Annotated in this window: 16 protein-coding genes and 1 other RNA gene; 13 read left to right on the top strand and 4 right to left on the bottom strand. The window is 35.2% G+C overall.

Annotation, left to right across the window (positions count from 1 at the left end; all coding sequences use genetic code 11):
• Nucleotides 1-27: 27 nt before the first annotated feature.
• Nucleotides 28-816 carry a molybdopterin-synthase adenylyltransferase MoeB gene (locus BA1379B_RS00265; RefSeq protein WP_078673519.1) on the top strand — a complete coding sequence of 263 codons (789 nt, stop codon included), beginning with the start codon at nucleotides 28-30 and terminating at the stop codon, nucleotides 814-816.
• On the opposite strand, the gene BA1379B_RS00260 is transcribed toward BA1379B_RS00265, so the two are convergent.
• From BA1379B_RS00260 to BA1379B_RS00245, 4 genes are all read right to left on the bottom strand, one after another.
• Nucleotides 762-2,372: an ABC transporter ATP-binding protein gene (locus BA1379B_RS00260; protein WP_035005627.1), complete on the bottom strand. Its 1,611-nt coding sequence runs from the start codon at nucleotides 2,370-2,372 to the stop codon at nucleotides 762-764. The genes BA1379B_RS00265 and BA1379B_RS00260 overlap by 55 nt on opposite strands.
• Nucleotides 2,372-3,511: an ABC transporter permease gene (locus tag BA1379B_RS00255; RefSeq protein ID WP_051668830.1), complete on the bottom strand. Its 1,140-nt coding sequence runs from the start codon at nucleotides 3,509-3,511 to the stop codon at nucleotides 2,372-2,374. The genes BA1379B_RS00260 and BA1379B_RS00255 overlap by 1 nt, the downstream gene beginning before the upstream one ends.
• The gene (locus BA1379B_RS00250; protein WP_078673518.1) at nucleotides 3,511-4,632 is read right to left on the bottom strand and encodes a microcin C ABC transporter permease YejB; all 1,122 of its coding nucleotides are present in this window, start codon (nucleotides 4,630-4,632) and stop codon (nucleotides 3,511-3,513) included. Before BA1379B_RS00250 ends, BA1379B_RS00255 begins: the two co-directional genes overlap by 1 nt.
• A 134-nt stretch (nucleotides 4,633-4,766) precedes the next feature.
• On the bottom strand, nucleotides 4,767-5,306 hold the full coding sequence (locus BA1379B_RS00245; RefSeq protein ID WP_035005624.1) for a c-type cytochrome: 540 nt from the start codon (nucleotides 5,304-5,306) through the stop codon (nucleotides 4,767-4,769).
• 108 nt (nucleotides 5,307-5,414) lie between these two features.
• On the opposite strand from BA1379B_RS00245, the gene BA1379B_RS00240 reads away from it, so the two are divergent.
• From BA1379B_RS00240 to ybeY, 12 genes are all read left to right on the top strand, one after another.
• Nucleotides 5,415-6,146, top strand: coding sequence for a 3-deoxy-manno-octulosonate cytidylyltransferase (locus BA1379B_RS00240; RefSeq protein WP_035005622.1), 732 nt, complete (start codon nucleotides 5,415-5,417; stop codon nucleotides 6,144-6,146).
• Nucleotides 6,147-6,293: 147 nt separating this feature from the next.
• On the top strand, nucleotides 6,294-6,698 hold the full coding sequence (locus tag BA1379B_RS00235; protein ID WP_078692272.1) for a hypothetical protein: 405 nt from the start codon (nucleotides 6,294-6,296) through the stop codon (nucleotides 6,696-6,698).
• Nucleotides 6,699-6,868: 170 nt separating this feature from the next.
• An RNA gene (gene ffs, locus BA1379B_RS00230) (signal recognition particle sRNA small type) lies at nucleotides 6,869-6,966 on the top strand.
• A gap of 326 nt (nucleotides 6,967-7,292) precedes the next feature.
• The gene (locus tag BA1379B_RS00225) at nucleotides 7,293-9,152 is read left to right on the top strand and encodes a DNA polymerase III subunit gamma/tau (RefSeq protein WP_236829081.1); all 1,860 of its coding nucleotides are present in this window, start codon (nucleotides 7,293-7,295) and stop codon (nucleotides 9,150-9,152) included.
• A 14-nt stretch (nucleotides 9,153-9,166) separates the two neighbouring features.
• Complete coding sequence (locus BA1379B_RS06765; protein WP_035005618.1) at nucleotides 9,167-9,490, top strand: YbaB/EbfC family nucleoid-associated protein; 324 nt, start codon at nucleotides 9,167-9,169, stop codon at nucleotides 9,488-9,490.
• 36 nt (nucleotides 9,491-9,526) lie between these two features.
• The gene (recR, locus tag BA1379B_RS06760) at nucleotides 9,527-10,132 is read left to right on the top strand and encodes a recombination mediator RecR (protein WP_035005616.1); all 606 of its coding nucleotides are present in this window, start codon (nucleotides 9,527-9,529) and stop codon (nucleotides 10,130-10,132) included.
• Nucleotides 10,133-10,254: 122 nt separating this feature from the next.
• Nucleotides 10,255-11,256: a YeiH family protein gene (locus BA1379B_RS00215; RefSeq protein WP_078692270.1), complete on the top strand. Its 1,002-nt coding sequence runs from the start codon at nucleotides 10,255-10,257 to the stop codon at nucleotides 11,254-11,256.
• 240 nt (nucleotides 11,257-11,496) lie between these two features.
• Nucleotides 11,497-12,180, top strand: a complete 684-nt coding sequence (gene tsaB / locus BA1379B_RS00210) for a tRNA (adenosine(37)-N6)-threonylcarbamoyltransferase complex dimerization subunit type 1 TsaB (RefSeq protein ID WP_035005613.1) — start codon at nucleotides 11,497-11,499, stop codon at nucleotides 12,178-12,180.
• Nucleotides 12,180-12,671: a ribosomal protein S18-alanine N-acetyltransferase gene (rimI, locus tag BA1379B_RS00205; RefSeq protein ID WP_035005611.1), complete on the top strand. Its 492-nt coding sequence runs from the start codon at nucleotides 12,180-12,182 to the stop codon at nucleotides 12,669-12,671. The genes tsaB and rimI overlap by 1 nt, the downstream gene beginning before the upstream one ends.
• 31 nt (nucleotides 12,672-12,702) lie before the next feature.
• A complete protein-coding gene (miaB, locus tag BA1379B_RS00200; protein WP_035005610.1) occupies nucleotides 12,703-14,085 on the top strand; it encodes a tRNA (N6-isopentenyl adenosine(37)-C2)-methylthiotransferase MiaB in 1,383 nt (460 codons plus the stop codon).
• Between the two features lie 112 nt (nucleotides 14,086-14,197).
• Nucleotides 14,198-15,322 carry a PhoH family protein gene (locus tag BA1379B_RS00195; protein ID WP_035005608.1) on the top strand — a complete coding sequence of 375 codons (1,125 nt, stop codon included), beginning with the start codon at nucleotides 14,198-14,200 and terminating at the stop codon, nucleotides 15,320-15,322.
• Nucleotides 15,319-15,795, top strand: coding sequence for an rRNA maturation RNase YbeY (gene ybeY, locus BA1379B_RS00190; RefSeq protein WP_035005607.1), 477 nt, complete (start codon nucleotides 15,319-15,321; stop codon nucleotides 15,793-15,795). Before BA1379B_RS00195 ends, ybeY begins: the two co-directional genes overlap by 4 nt.
• Nucleotides 15,796-15,841 lie beyond the last annotated feature (46 nt).

Below are 15,841 nucleotides of genomic sequence, written 5' to 3'. Positions count from 1 at the left end.
AAAGGAAACTATGACAAGAGAGAGCCTATGATAAAAGAAAGTGATAAAAAATTAAGTAAAGAAGAAATCGAACGCTACGCACGCCATATCATCCTCCCTGAAATTGGTGGAATAGGACAACAAAGACTTAAAACTGCACGTGTTCTTGTCATTGGTGTAGGTGGTCTTGGAGCTCCTGTCTTACTCTATCTTGCTGCAGCAGGGGTTGGAACTATTGGAATTGTTGATGATGACATTGTTTCATTATCCAATTTACAACGTCAAGTTATTCACAGCACAAACACAATTAACCAATACAAAACCATCAGTGCAGAAACAACAATAAAAGCAATAAACCCTCATGTTAAAGTTAAAAAATACAACTTTCGACTGAATGAAAATAATGTGGATCAACTGCTTAACGCCTATCACATCATTATTGATGGTAGCGATAATTTTTCCACGCGCTATCTCCTTGCAGATCATGCTGCCCAATGTTCTAAGCCTTTAATAAGCGGAGCTATACACCGATTCAAAGGTTCACTAACAGTACTTATGCCTTATAAAGACAATAATCCACACTATCGGGATTTATTTCCTAATCCACCAGCTCCAGATACGACACCGACATGTGCTGAAACTGGAATCATCGGTGCCTTGCCTGGAGTTATCGGTACATTACAAGCAATGGAAGCAATTAAATTGATCACAAATATCGGTAAACCTTTAGTAGGAAAACTTCTTCTTTATAACGGATTATCAGCACAATTTGATATAATTTCCTATAAACGATCAGCTTCTAACGCAAATGCAGCAGACATCAAAGTTTGCGTATAAGGATTTTTTGGACAAGAAAAAATACGATCAGCAGAACTATATTCAACTATTTTGCCATGACGCATAACAATCACTTCATGGGCAAGCGCTTTAACAACTTTCAAGTCATGACTAATAAATAAATAACCTAAATGATATTTTAGTTGCAAATAACGTAAAAGATCAACAATTTGTGCCTGCGCACTCATATCAAGAGAGGATGTTGGTTCATCAAGCATAATAAGGCGTGGTTTAAGAATAATTGCGCGCGCAAGGGCAATCCGCTGTCTCTGTCCACCAGAAAACTCATGAGGATAACGAAAACGGGTCTTAGGATCGAGATCAACTTCACACAAAGCTTCAATCACGCGATCATTACGATCAGAATAAGAAAGCTTAGGTTCATGAATTGATAATCCCTCAGCAATAATTTCACTGACAGACATCCGTGGAGAAAGTGAACTAAAAGGATCTTGAAAAACAATCTGAATATGACGACGCAAAGAACGCATCTGCTTAAAATTAAAATTGCTTATATCTACACCATCAAAAATGATTTGACCTTTAGAAGAAAGCATTCGTGTCAACGCAAGTCCTAATGTTGTTTTTCCTGATCCCGACTCTCCTACAACACCAAGCGTTTTCCCAGAACGAATTATAACATCGACATCCTGAACAGCTTTTACATAATCAACGGTCCGTCGAAACAATCCTTTTTTAATTGGAAACCAAACTTGTACTTTCTGAGCTTGTATCAAAATAGGTGCGTTATTATCAGCTTGAAGAGGATGATTTTTAGGCTCCGCTGCTAATAATTGCTTGGTATAAGGATGTTGAGGATTTTTAAAAATTTCATTTGTTGAACCATTTTCAACAATTTTTCCTTCCTTCATAACGTAGACACGATCTGCAATACGGCGCACAATAGACAAATTATGCGTAATAAAAAGCATTGACATTTTGCGATGCTTTTTAAGCTGTATTAATAATTCAAGAATTTGTGCTTGAACAGTTACATCCAATGCAGTTGTTGGCTCATCAGCAATCAATAATTTTGGATTATTCGCAAGTGCCATTGCAATCATCACACGTTGTCGTTGACCCCCTGATAATTGATGAGGGAATGAATCCAAACGTTTTTGTGGTTCACTAATACCTACTTGTTTCAGTAAATCAATAATGTGCATGCGCAATACTTGATCAGAAATCACTGCATGCATTCTAAGAACTTCACCTATTTGACGCTCTACGGTATGTAAAGGATTAAGAGAAATCATCGGCTCTTGAAAAATCATAGCAATATCTTTGCCACGAATTTTACGCAAATCTTCTTCTTTCAGCTTCATTAAATCTTTATTATTAAAGAGAATTTCACCCGATTGATCAAGCCTTTTCAAAAAAGATAATAATTGTAAAATAGAGAGTGCTGTTATTGACTTTCCTGAACCTGATTCCCCAACAAACGCTACTGTTTCCCCTTCCCGAACATCGAAAGAAATTTGTTTAAGAATATATTTTTTTGTCTCTGTCTGACAAAATGCAACCGAAAGGTCACGGACTGAAAGCAATTCTGTCATTATTGTATCTTTCGTGGATCAAAAGCATCTCGAGCTGCTTCACCAATAAATGCCAGCAAAGACAATGTCACAGCAATAACAAAAAAACCTGTGATACCAATCCAAGGAGCATTTAAATTAGAGGTAGCCTGCCGCATTACCTCTCCTAAAGAAGCATAACCAGGGGGAAGGCCAAAACCTAAATAATCAAGCGATGTTAACAATGAAATCCCTGATGTCAATAAAAACGGCAAATAAGTTAAAGCAGCAATCATAGCATTAGGCAACAAATGACGTATCATAATAATCCTATTAGGAACGCCTAACGCGCGTGCAGCATTAATATAGGTAAAATTTCGTGCTCGTAAAAATTCTGCCCGTACCACACCAACTAATACGACCCATTGAAAAAGAAGCATAACACCCAATAGCATCCAAAAACCCTGCGCTAAAACTGCAGCCATAATAATCACTAAATAAAGTGATGGTACAGAAGACCATATTTCAATCAAGCGTTGACAAATTAAATCAATCCAACCACCAAAATACCCTTGAATTGCACCAGCTGTAATACCAATAATTGCAGAAATAGCTGTTAAAAGAATACTAAAAATTATCGATACACGAAAACCATATAAAACTCGCGCAAAAATATCACGCGTTAAATCATCAGTTCCAAGCCAATTCCATTGATGAATAGTACACTCTGGATCAACACTTCCCTGTGCATAATGAATACAACGCTCCTCTTTGCTTTGAAGCCAAAAAGGAGGCGCTAATGCTACAGTTTTATTCCCTACCACCGTATTATAGGAATAACGAACCATTGGCCACAATGCCCAACCATGTTGGGCTATTTCATTTTGAATAAAAGGATCACGAAAATCAGTTTTAGCCAAATTTCCACCAAATTTTTCATCAGGATAATCAAAAAAAATAGGAAAAAGAAGCTCTCCTTTATAAGAAGCAATAATCGGACGATCATTAGCAATAAATTCTGCTGAAAAAGAACAAACACATAAAAATAAAAAGAGCCATAACGACCACCAACCGCGACGATTCTGCTTGAAATTGTGCCAACGACGAGCATTTAATGGAGAAAGAAAAGTCCATCGTTTCAATTTATCATCATACAATCTATTGTCTCTTTCCTTTTCCATCACAAGTCCTTTTTATCAAAGTCAATACGTGGATCAACCATCATATAAACAACATCAGAAATGAGGCTTATAATAAGACCAATTAACGAAAAAATATAAAGAGAAGCAAATACAACAGAATAATCACGGCTAACAATAGACGTATAACTTAAAAGGCCTATACCATTTAATGAATAGAGCATTTCAATTAATAAAGATCCACTAAAAAATGATCCCATAAAAGTCGCAGGAAAACAAGCTATGATAACCAAAATCGCATTGCGAAATACATGGACATAAAGAACTGAATGCTCACTTAAACCCTTAGCACGAGCGGTAATAACATATTGCTGGCGAATTTCTTCCAAAAAACAATTTTTTGTCAATAATGTCGTTGTCGCAAAAGAAGAAATAACCATCGCTGTCAATGGTAAAACTAAATGATATAAATAATCCAAAATCTTTTCTCCAAAAGATAATGTCTCAAAATTATCAGAAGTTAAATGACCCAATGGAAACCAATCGAAAAAGGACCCCCCAGCAAAAAAAACCATTAAAAAAATACCAAAAAGAAAACTTGGAATCGCATAGCCAATAACAATAACAGTACTTGTCCACGCATCAAAAGCAGACCCTTCTCTGAGCGCTTTACGAATTCCCAATGGTATAGAAATAGCATAAGAAATTAATAAATGCCAAAAACCAAGAGAAAGAGATACAGGTAATGCATCTTTAATAAGGTCAATAACTGAACGCCCCTGTATATAAGACTCCCCAAAATCAAAACGCACATAACGACTAAGCATTGTTAAATAACGTTCCAAAGGAGGCTTATCAAAACCAAATTGTTTTTCAAGTTTTGTGATAAACTCTGGATCCAATCCTTGTGCACCGCGATATTGAGAAGATCCGGACGATAATGACCCAACATGAGCACCATTAGCAATAACATCAGAAGATAAATTAAAATCTCCACCACCTGCTATACGCCCTGTACCATCTCCCCCTATTCCTTGTAATTGAGCAATGATATTTTCAATAGGCCCACCTGGAGTAAATTGAACGATGATAAATGTTACTGTTAAAATACCAATAAGTGTTGGTATAATCAAAAAAAAACGTCGTATAATATAAGCTGCCATTTATTTGTATTTCCTTTTCAATAACAACGTATCATATTATTTTAATGACGCATCAATAATGATTTTTGACAAATTCAAAACAACAAAATTATAAATAAAATCTAGACCTATGTTTTTTAAAACATTAACTAATCTTATTCATCATCCTCTGGTAGAGGAACAGAATAATCAGATAAACTACGCAAATAAAGCAAAAGATCAGCACGATCTTGATCATTTTTAATCCCACGAAAAGACATAATTGTTCCTGGAAATGCTTGACGTGGTGATTGAATATAACGATCTAAAGTAAAAAAATCCCATTTTTTATCAGAATTCGCACGTAACACTTTTGAATAAGAAAAATTTTTTATACTTGCAAAAGGACGGTCCACGATCTCCCAAAGTGATGGACCAACACGATTAGATCCACCAGGTTTAGAAGCATGGCAGATCGCACACTGACGAAAAATCTTCCGTCCATTCTCAAGATCGCCTTGTTTAAGAAGATCACTCAACAATAAAGATTTGTCAGATATATTTTGTGTTTCTTTAAGCTTATCATTATCAGTAATTTTAGAAGAATGTTGCACTGAATCATTAGAAATCATATCGCTGATCGTGAAAATACCCACTAAAATAATCAACAAAAATAAACACGCGCACATTAAATAAATGAAGGTCAATCGTTTCATAAGAATTTTAAAATCATCTTTCTATTATTATTATTTTTAGTTTAAGCTTTTCCCTTATCATGTACAATATTATAAAAGCATCAAATTTATAATATTTGGAACTCTATAATGACTCTTGAACCACTCATTCTTATTCCTGCTCGCATGGAATCAACACGTTTACCGGGTAAAGCTCTCGCTGAAATTTCTGGAAAACCTATGATCGTTCATGTTGCTGAACAGGCAAAAAAAACTGGGCTAACGCGTATTATCATTGCAACAGATCACGACAAAATCGCTCAAACCGTTACAGCTTATGGCCATGAATGTATCATAACCTGTACCCACCATCAATCAGGATCTGATCGCATTTATGAAGCCTTAACCAAAATTGATCCTGAACGACGCTATAATGCCATTTTGAATGTACAAGGTGATTTGCCAACAATCACGCCTAATGCCATCTTAAGTACCTTACGACCTCTAGAAAATAATTTAACTGATATTGCAACATTGGGAACGAAACTGATTGAAGAGAATGAAAAAATCAACCCAAATGTTGTGAAAATTATTGGCACACCAATTGCTCACAATCGCCTTCGTGCTCTTTATTTCACTCGTGCAACAGCACCTTATGGAGATGGACCTTTTTACCATCATATTGGATTATATGCTTACCGACGTGAAGCTCTTGAACAATTTGTCACACTGAAACCCTCCACACTTGAACAACGTGAAAATCTTGAACAATTACGCGCATTAGAAAATAATATGCGTATTGATGTGGAGATAATCGATACAACTTTTTTAAGTGTTGACACACAAAATGATCTTGAAAGAGTCCGTAAAATTCTAGTGTAAAACTAACTGCAATAATCAACACAATCCTTTTTTCAAAAAAATATAGAATTAATTGCTATATTATTTTTGGTATATCTTAAACTTAAGCAATGTTGTATTATCAATCAGACGTGATCATTCTAAATAACTTAAAAGGGGAATATATAAATGAAAAAACTTCTATCTCAAGGGCTAACTTTTGTAAGTATTTTGATCTGTAATGATGCTTTTGCTGGATTTAGCGAACATGAATGGACATTTGCACCTCATGAAAAGGTTGTAATTCAAAAAAACGAGGAATTTAGACAAGGGGTGGAATATGGTTGCAAAAACCTCAATCCTGCAGCCACATTTCGTTTAACATATACGGATCCTCGTGGTTTAGAAGATCTGAAAATTATTTCTGAAAATCCAAGTCAAGTAACTCATAACAAAAACAAAAAAGTATTTATCATTAATAATGTTGAATCCCTTGACATAGGTTTCCCTTGGATAGGAAGACCTTATACTTTTGAAAATATAACTGACAAAAAAATTGTAGGAACAAACTGTGATACAGGATTGTATAAATAAGGATAAGTGTACCTTAAAATTTTAAAATTAAGAAAGATTTATTTCTATGTGAGTACGCTTTTATAGCGCTTCCTGAAAATTCATCAAATTCAGATACAAATTTTAATCATCTGTATCATATTTTTGGTTCTTGCTTGATTTTTTATTTTAAATCGATAATCTAAATAGAGGGAGGTTGGTGATGGACGAACTGCTCGCCAACCGGGTCAGGTCTGGAAAGAAGCAGCCCTAACGAGTTTTTGTACGGGTCATCGTGCCAACCTCCTTACTTTTTAAATAATGGTCCTCTACATTGATTTTGGAGGAGAATAAGGTCTTTAGTATGAAATACAAACTTACTTTAGGTCTTTTAATAACAGTTGGAACAGTTTTCAACTACAATGTTTTTAGCCTTTTAGGATAACATTTCTGTCTCACAAGAAGAGAAATTTTGAGCTCTCTTAAATTCAAAAAATTTTAGTCTTAAAATAAACTCATTAAAAAACTCTCTTAATATTTAAAGAGATTTCTGTTAATCTACCTCTTTTTATTATTGAGTCTTTATCAAAAAGAGCTTCAAAATTGGAACAATTAATAGAAAATACGCCAGCAACAATGGCCTATCGCGTTCTTGCTCGCAAATATCGACCTCAAAACTTCTCTGACCTAATTGGCCAAGAAGCAATAGTGTGTACTCTCAATAATGCCTTTAAAACAGGACGTATTGCACAAGCATGGATGTTAACGGGGATTCGTGGAGTAGGAAAAACCACAACAGCACGTATTTTAGCTCGAGCTCTTAACTACAAAACCAAAGATATTGATCAACCAACCACCCTATTCGATACACTTGGTGAGCATTGCGCACAAATTATTGAAGGTCGCCATATAGATGTTATAGAAATGGATGCTGCTTCGCATACTGGTATTGACGATATTCGTGAAATTATTGAACAAATCCGTTACCGCCCCGTTTCTGCACGTTATAAAATATATATTATTGACGAAGTTCATATGCTCTCAACACAAGCATTTAATGGTCTATTAAAAACACTTGAAGAACCTCCTCCACATGTGAAATTTATTTTTGCAACGACAGAAATCCGTAAAGTTCCTATTACAATTCTTTCACGCTGTCAGCGTTTTAATCTGCAGCGTATTGAAACAACTGTTTTGGTCACTCATTTACGCAAAGTTGCTCAACTGGAAAAAGTTGAAGCGCAAGATCAAGCGTTATTCATGATTGCCCGTGCGGCAGAAGGATCTGTCCGTGATGCGTTATCTATTTTTGATCAAGCAATTGCTTATGGTAATGGTAAAGTTGATGCCACTGCAGTAAGCCTCATGTTAGGATTAACGGATCAATCTCGCATTATTGATCTCTTTGAATCCCTTATGAAAGGAAATATTGTTAATGCATTGCACGAATTACGCAATCAGTACAATAGAGGTGCAGATCCTTTTGTTATACTAACAGAACTAGCTGATTTTAATCATCTAATTACACGATTACGTTTGACACCAGAAATAATAGAGAATTTATCACTTACAGAAGAGGAACGCTCAAGAAGCTTAAATTTTTCACAAAAACTTTCTATTCGTGTTCTTTCACGCAGTTGGCAAATGCTTCTCAAAGGCCTACAGGAAGTCAATCAAGCTCCCCATCCTATTCAAGCTGCCGAAATGTTATTGATTCGTCTTGCCCACATTGCTGATTTACCAACTCTTGACGAAGCTTTAACAAAACTCACACAGGAAAAAAAAACACCTATAATTGTTGAAAATCATTCTTCTCAAGAAACAATAAATGAAAGCAATCTTATAAAAACAGAAGTTGCACATAGTTACACTTCCTCTCCAATTTCAGATACACTGCAAAACCAATCTAGTTGCTCTCCCGAATATATAAAGATTAAAACTTCTGAAAAGATCGATTTTTGTAATAAGATTGAAACTCGCGAAAATGTTCAAACGAATCAACTTAATAAAAATATAATCAATTCATCTCAAATTGACCCCCAATTAGACACAAAAGCTACAAAAGAAAAAATCATCATAGATTCTTTGCAAGATATTGTTGATCTAGCTGACCAGCATAATGAAATACATTTCAAATTATTGATCAAAGAATTCGTTCATCCTGTTTCTTTTGAACCGCAGCACATAACATTAAGACTCGCTGAAGAAGCCCCACGCTCCCTTGAACGTGATATAAAAAAAATGCTGTACCAATGGACTGGAAAACACTGGACTATAACTCTTGTCAATGAAGGAGGAAAACCAACTCTACAAGAAGAAAGTGTTGCTATACAAAAATCTCTTTTTGCCGATGCACAAACGGACCCTGATATTGCAAAAATCCTCAATACTTTCCCAGGAGCAAAAATCATTGATATTCGCTTCAATAAAAAAGAAAATGATCTTGATTTAATCCCTAATATCTTTGACACTGATAACAATACAAATGATGAATAAGGAAACTCATCCCTATGCGTGATATGATGAATATAATGAAAAAAGCCAAAGAAATGCAAACAAAAATGCAGCAAATGCAAAGTGAATTGGCCAATCTGCAAGCAACTGGTATAGCAGGTGGAGGTCTTGTCAAAATCACTCTTAATGGTCAAAATACTATATCAGCCATAAACATTGATACTTCATTGATGAATCCTAAAGACGTAGAAATTCTTGAAGATCTTATGATAGCTGCCTATACTGACGCTAAAAGTAAAATTGATGTAATTATTGAAGAAAAAACTAAAAGCGTGACTGCAGGAATGCCAATCCCACCAGGTTTTCAATTTCCGTTTTGATAAACAAATTATATTTTAATCTCTTGGTATAATAGTATGTCTAAACATATTGCAGGCCCCGAAATTGAACACCTTATTCAGCTTTTAGCACGGATACCAGGTCTCGGACCACGTTCAGCACGTCGTGCCGCTCTCTATCTCATCAAGAAAAAAGAAACTCTGTTAGAACCTCTAGGATCTGCAATACAAGAAACTGCAAATAAAGTTCGAATTTGTTCTGTTTGTGGTAATGTAGACACAACAAATCCCTGTTCAATTTGTACAGATCCTCACCGTGATGAATCAATAATCATTGTTGTTGAAGATATTTCTGATCTCTGGGCTCTTGAACGTGCAAAATTTTTATCAGCACGTTATCATGTCTTAGGTGGACGACTGTCTCCTTTAGATGGCATAGGACCTGATGAACTAAACATCGCCTCTTTAATCAACCGCGTTACTAATAATTCAATTACAGAGATCATCTTAGCCGTTAATGCTACAGTTGAAGGACAAACGACAGCTCACTATATTACCGATCAACTTTCCCAGTTTTCCATTAAAATCACCCGCCTTGCCCATGGAGTACCAGTAGGTGGTGAACTAGATTATCTCGATGACGGAACGTTAGCTGCTGCTTTACAAGCAAGAACTAATTTTTGAAATTATTTCTCGGTCGTTTTTTGATAATCCCTAAATTTTATGATAGAAGGATCTTAAAGGCCAATATTTTGTATAATGCGCGGCAGGGGAACTTCTAAAATGCCAAAAAAAATTTATCTTTTATAGTCAATTTAGGACCAGGAATTTTAATCTGTGCGCTTATATCGGCATCCCCTTATGGTTTAGAAATTATAGAAAAAAAACTTCTTGCAGAAGCATGGATTGAAACTCTTGTTTTAGCGATTTTATTAGGCTCTATTGTCCGTAGTTGTTCTTCTCTTCCAGAATATTTTGATAAAGGTATAAATTTTTGCGCAAAAATACTTCTGGAAATCGCTATTGTTCTTCTAGGTGCAAGCGTTAGTGTCCACACAGTACTTTCCGCCGGTTGGACTTTACTTGTTGGTATTATAGTTATTGTATTTCTTACTATTTTTATCAGTTTTATTATTGGACGATTTTATGGACTTTCTAAAAATTTAGCCATGCTTATCGCTTGTGGTAATGCTATCTGTGGTAATTCAGCTATTGTAACCACTGCGCCTGTTATTAATGCAAAAAGTGAAGAAGTGGCTGCATCAATTGCATTTGCTGCTCTCCTAGGAGCTATTATTATTTTCATTCTGCCTTCTTTACAACCTCTCTTTAATTTATCATTTAATCAATATGGTATATTAGCAGGTATGACCGTTTATGCTGTTCCACAGGTTTTAGCAGCAACAACATCTGTATCTTTTGTGAGTGTTCAAATAGCAACTCTTGTTAAATTAGTGCGAGTTTTAATGTTAGGTCCGATCATTTTTACTCTAGCAATCATTTACCCTCGACCAGGACATCATCTACGTTTACATAATTTCATTCCATGGTTTATCATTGGCTTTATTATCATGATGCTTATACGCTCAGCAGAACTTATTCCTACAACTGCTCTTACTCCTATCAACTTTATTACTCAACTTTTCACTATTATTTCAATGGCAGGATTAGGATTAAGTGTTGATATTCGTTCATTAAAAAAAGCAGGATGGCGCGTGATATGTGCTTCAATCACCTCTATATTTTTCCTTAGTGTCTTCAGTAGTCTTATGATAAAACTTTTTAATTTTGATCGCATAACATTTTAAAAAATTTACATCGAATACTTCACTTTCTTAAATATAGCTTACAGAACAACGTAAAATATTGAACCTATTTCACATGTATTGTCTTTCTGTGATAAAAGATACGCTATGCTCAAATACAGCTCAAAACAATTATATATCCTACTGATCTCATTATTTTTAATATTTCACTAGAGATAAAGAAAATTTTTAAAAATCAAAACTTATCTTTTATTTATTACTATATTCCGCTAAAAAGCATTTATGCTTATTCTTGCTATAGATACTGCTTCAACTTATTGTGCTGTCGCACTTGTTCAACATAAATCTGTTATCGCACGCATCAGTCAATGTATTGGCAAAGGTCATGCTGAGAAACTCATTGGTCAAATCGAACAGCTAACTCATCAAGCAAATATTAAGCTTGATCAGATTAATCGCATTGCCGTCAATATTGGACCGGGATCATTTACAGGTATACGTGTAGGCATTGCTACAGCAAAAGCTTTGGCCTTAGCATTAGAAATTCCAGTTATTGGAGTCAGCTCACTTGAAGCATTAGCTGCACAAGTAGCTAATAAACATATCACATCAATCATTACTGTTGTTATTGAAGCCGGTAGAGGAATGTTCTATCATCAAAATTTCAACAAAAATCTTATAGCTTTAAGCATGCCCAGCCTAAAAACTCCTGAAAATATTATCGCAGATCTATCCGAACACACTATGCTTACTGGCCCAGCTGCTGAAATTATTACTCTCTATATTAAAAACAATACAATGAGCAAAAAAATTATACTGGATTCCATTCCATGTGATGCTGCAGACGTTTTAACTTATGCATACCTAGCTGCAAATAAACAGCCCCCAATACCACCGCATCCCCTCTACTTACGTGATGCTGATGCAAAACAACAAACTGATTTTGCTTTACCACGAAAACAATAATGGCTAAATCTTTGTTGACAAAAAAAAATTTTATAATCGCACCATTAAGCTCTAAAGATAGTATTTTTCTTCATCAAATTCATAAAAATTGTTTTTCTATAGCGTGGACACAACAAACATTTGAGACTTTTTTAAAAGATCATTCTATCTTTGGCTATAAAGCCCATCTCATTGGACAATCTCATCAAATTTTAGGATTTTGTCTCTGCCGTCTTATTCTTGGTGAAGCAGAAATTATAACGATTGCAGTTGATTCTAATAACCGTCAACAAAAAATTGGTCATTTTCTTATTGATAACATATTTCGCCACCTTCGTCGTAAACGTGCAACGAAACTTTTTCTAGAAGTAGAAGAAACCAATCTTCCTGCCTTAGCCCTTTATAAACGATTTAAATTTCAAAAGATTGCTAAACGCCCAGCCTACTATCAATCACACAATGGACTCATAGATGCAATCATCATGCAAAAAACTTTCAAGCAAATAGATTGAGATTAAAAAAAAAAACGTTTAGAAACGCAATATGGATCATCGTACAAATTCTAAAAATATACTTCCCAGTGGCCCCAAAAAAGTTTTTATTAAAACTTATGGATGCCAAATGAATGTTTATGATAGCCAGCGAATGAATGATAGTTTAAGTGCTCAAGGTTATATTGCCACACAAACACCAAATGATGCAGACCTTATTCTGATTAATACCTGCCATATTCGAGAAAAAGCAGCAGAAAAACTTTACTCTGATCTTGGTCGCTTACAAATAATACGTCAAGGACGTACACATGATAAACCTTTGATGATCGGTGTTACAGGTTGTGTTGCGCAAGCCGAAGGCAATGAAATCTTGCGACGTGCACCAACCGTAGATTTTATCATTGGACCACAAATGTATCATCGGCTACCGGAACTATTAAAACAAGTCAAACAAGGAAAAAAAGTTATTGAAACAGATTATGCCGTTGAAGATAAATTTTCTCATTTACCACCTCATAACAAACAAGCTGTTCGACAAAGAGGCATTAGTGCATTTTTAACAGTGCAAGAAGGTTGCGATAAATTTTGTACCTTTTGCGTTGTTCCCTATACACGGGGAGCAGAAATATCCCGATCCGTTAAGCAAATCACAGCTGAAGCGTACCAACTTATTGAAGCAGGTGTAAAAGAAATTACACTTCTTGGGCAAAATGTAAACGCATGGCATGGACAGAGTATCGATGGAAAAACTTGGCGCCTTGGAGATCTTCTCCATCACCTAGCTAAAATTGATGGTTTAAAACGATTACGTTATACAACAAGTCATCCACGCGATATGGATGACAGTCTTATTGCTGCACATCGAGATCTTGATATACTTATGCCTTATCTGCATCTTCCTGTTCAATCAGGTTCAGATCGTATCCTGAAAGCAATGAATAGACAACATAAAAGTATTCATTATCTTAATCTCATCGATAAGATCCGTGCTGCAAGGCCTGATATTGCTTTTTCAGGCGACTTCATTGTAGGATTCCCGGGTGAAACTGACGAAGATTTTGAAGAAACTATCAAGCTTATTCAACAAGTAGGCTATAGTTCGGCTTATTCTTTTAAATATTCACCTCGACCTGGTACAGTCGGTGCAACAATGAAAAATCACGTTGATGAAACGGTCAAAAATGCTCGCCTCCAGCATTTACAAGCCATTCTTCTCGACCAACAGCATACATTCTTACACTCTAAAATTGGTCAAACAACCGATGTTCTTATTGAAAAAATTGGTCGTCACTCTGGGCAAATGATAGGGCGCTCCCCTTGGCTTTTACCTGTTGTCGTAAATACACAAGCCTCTATTGGAACTATTATGAAAATTCGTATTACAAATGCAAGCTCTAATAGTTTCATCGGTGAAAAAACCGACATATATTAATATTAAAGAAATTTCATAGTTCTATTTAAAAATATAATCTTAAAAAGCTATTTCACTTTTAAAGATAAGTGCTTATATTAAAGCTATGATATAAACAGATAAGGAGTAAGGGTTGAAAGCATCAACCAAAAAATCGAAGCAAAGTCCAAAGATAAAAGGTATTCCCTCTCAAAATACAAATATCTTTAAAAAAGCTAATACAGTCAATACTAACCATGTTGTTTTAACATTTGAAAACAACAATACTGCAAAAATAGTTTTTGGTAAATTTGATGAAAATCTTGCTTATCTTGAAAAAAAACTCAAGCTTGATATCCGTCCACACGGTAACAAAATTTTAATTTATGGAGCAGCTATTGCCGTACAACAAGCACACTATGTATTAGATCAGCTTTATCAAAAAGCAAAAACACATCCAGAGCTTACTCTATCAGATATGGAAAGTGCAATCGCTATGGCAAATTTGCCCGATGAACAACAAGAAAAACTTCAAATAACTCAACCTTCTGCACAACATACACTAGCACAACTTAATACCCATAAAAAAACAATTTATGCTCGTACTTTAACACAAGACGTTTATATGCGTGCCATGGAACATGCTGAACTTATTTTTGGAATAGGTCCAGCAGGCACTGGAAAAACATATCTTGCCGTTGCTCATGCTGTCATGCTTCTTAAATATGGTATCATTGAACGAATTATTCTCTCACGTCCAGCCATTGAGGCTGGAGAACATCTTGGCTTCCTTCCCGGTAATCTTAAAGAAAAAGTTGATCCCTATTTACGTCCCCTTTACGATGCTCTGTATGATATGATAACTGCTGAAAAAGTAGAACGCATTTTAACCTCTGGAGTTATAGAAATCGCTCCTCTAGCGTTCATGCGTGGTCGAACACTTGCTCATTCAGCAATAATCCTCGATGAAGCACAAAATACTACACCTATGCAGATGAAAATGTTCCTTACACGCCTTGGAGAAGGATCACGGATGATTATAACGGGTGATTTAAGCCAAATTGACTTGCCTGCAGGACAAAAATCAGGTTTAGTGGAAGCAATTCGCATCCTTTCAGATATAGAAAATATTAAAATTATCCATTTTAATGAAAAAGATGTTGTACGGCACCCTCTTGTTTCCACCATTATTCAAGCTTATGATCGTGATTCTATTGAACAAAAAAAGCAATACAACTCACAGGCTTTCCGTAAAAAAAATGAGTGCAATTTCTCATGATTTCTATTGATATAACTATTGAAAGTGCTAAATGGAATAATGAGAAAATGCTTTATAATATCACTGAAAAAGCTCTAGTTACCACATTGCAGCATTTATCATTAAATGAAATAACAAGTGAGCTCAGCCTGCTTTTTACAGATGATACGCATATGGCGCAAATTAACGCACGATGGCGTAATCACAATAAACCCACAAATGTTTTATCCTTTCCTGCTTTTCCTCTTAAAGCTGGACAAAATCCTAAGCTTATGCTTGGTGATATCGTTATTGCGCAAGAAACTGTTATGCGAGAAGCAGAAGAAGAAAAAAAATCATTTCAGGATCACTTAACGCATATAATCATTCACGGTATCCTTCACCTTCTTGGTTATGATCATGAAACAAATGATGAAGCTAATCAAATGGAAAAACTAGAAAAAGAAATACTTCAAAAGCTAACTATAAAAGATCCCTATACTAAGTTGTTATAAAATGATAAAAGTTAAACTTAAGGTTAGGTTTACAAATAATAAAATT

Source organism: Bartonella sp. A1379B (assembly GCF_002022485.1).
GTDB lineage: Bacteria > Pseudomonadota > Alphaproteobacteria > Rhizobiales > Rhizobiaceae > Bartonella > Bartonella rochalimae.
Note: the sequence above shows the minus strand (reverse complement) of the source record. Positions and strands in the feature narration are given on the sequence as shown.

Coding starts and splice junctions, on each gene's coding strand:
- BA1379B_RS00265 (WP_078673519.1), top strand. CDS start 28: ATGATAAAAGAAAGTGATAAAAAATTAAGTAAAGAAGAAATCGAACGC.
- BA1379B_RS00260 (WP_035005627.1), bottom strand. CDS start 2,372: ATGACAGAATTGCTTTCAGTCCGTGACCTTTCGGTTGCATTTTGTCAG.
- BA1379B_RS00255 (WP_051668830.1), bottom strand. CDS start 3,511: ATGGAAAAGGAAAGAGACAATAGATTGTATGATGATAAATTGAAACGA.
- BA1379B_RS00250 (WP_078673518.1), bottom strand. CDS start 4,632: ATGGCAGCTTATATTATACGACGTTTTTTTTTGATTATACCAACACTT.
- BA1379B_RS00245 (WP_035005624.1), bottom strand. CDS start 5,306: ATGAAACGATTGACCTTCATTTATTTAATGTGCGCGTGTTTATTTTTG.
- BA1379B_RS00240 (WP_035005622.1), top strand. CDS start 5,415: ATGACTCTTGAACCACTCATTCTTATTCCTGCTCGCATGGAATCAACA.
- BA1379B_RS00235 (WP_078692272.1), top strand. CDS start 6,294: ATGAAAAAACTTCTATCTCAAGGGCTAACTTTTGTAAGTATTTTGATC.
- BA1379B_RS00225 (WP_236829081.1), top strand. CDS start 7,293: ATGGCCTATCGCGTTCTTGCTCGCAAATATCGACCTCAAAACTTCTCT.
- BA1379B_RS06765 (WP_035005618.1), top strand. CDS start 9,167: ATGCGTGATATGATGAATATAATGAAAAAAGCCAAAGAAATGCAAACA.
- recR (WP_035005616.1), top strand. CDS start 9,527: ATGTCTAAACATATTGCAGGCCCCGAAATTGAACACCTTATTCAGCTT.
- tsaB (WP_035005613.1), top strand. CDS start 11,497: ATGCTTATTCTTGCTATAGATACTGCTTCAACTTATTGTGCTGTCGCA.
- rimI (WP_035005611.1), top strand. CDS start 12,180: ATGGCTAAATCTTTGTTGACAAAAAAAAATTTTATAATCGCACCATTA.
- miaB (WP_035005610.1), top strand. CDS start 12,703: ATGGATCATCGTACAAATTCTAAAAATATACTTCCCAGTGGCCCCAAA.
- ybeY (WP_035005607.1), top strand. CDS start 15,319: ATGATTTCTATTGATATAACTATTGAAAGTGCTAAATGGAATAATGAG.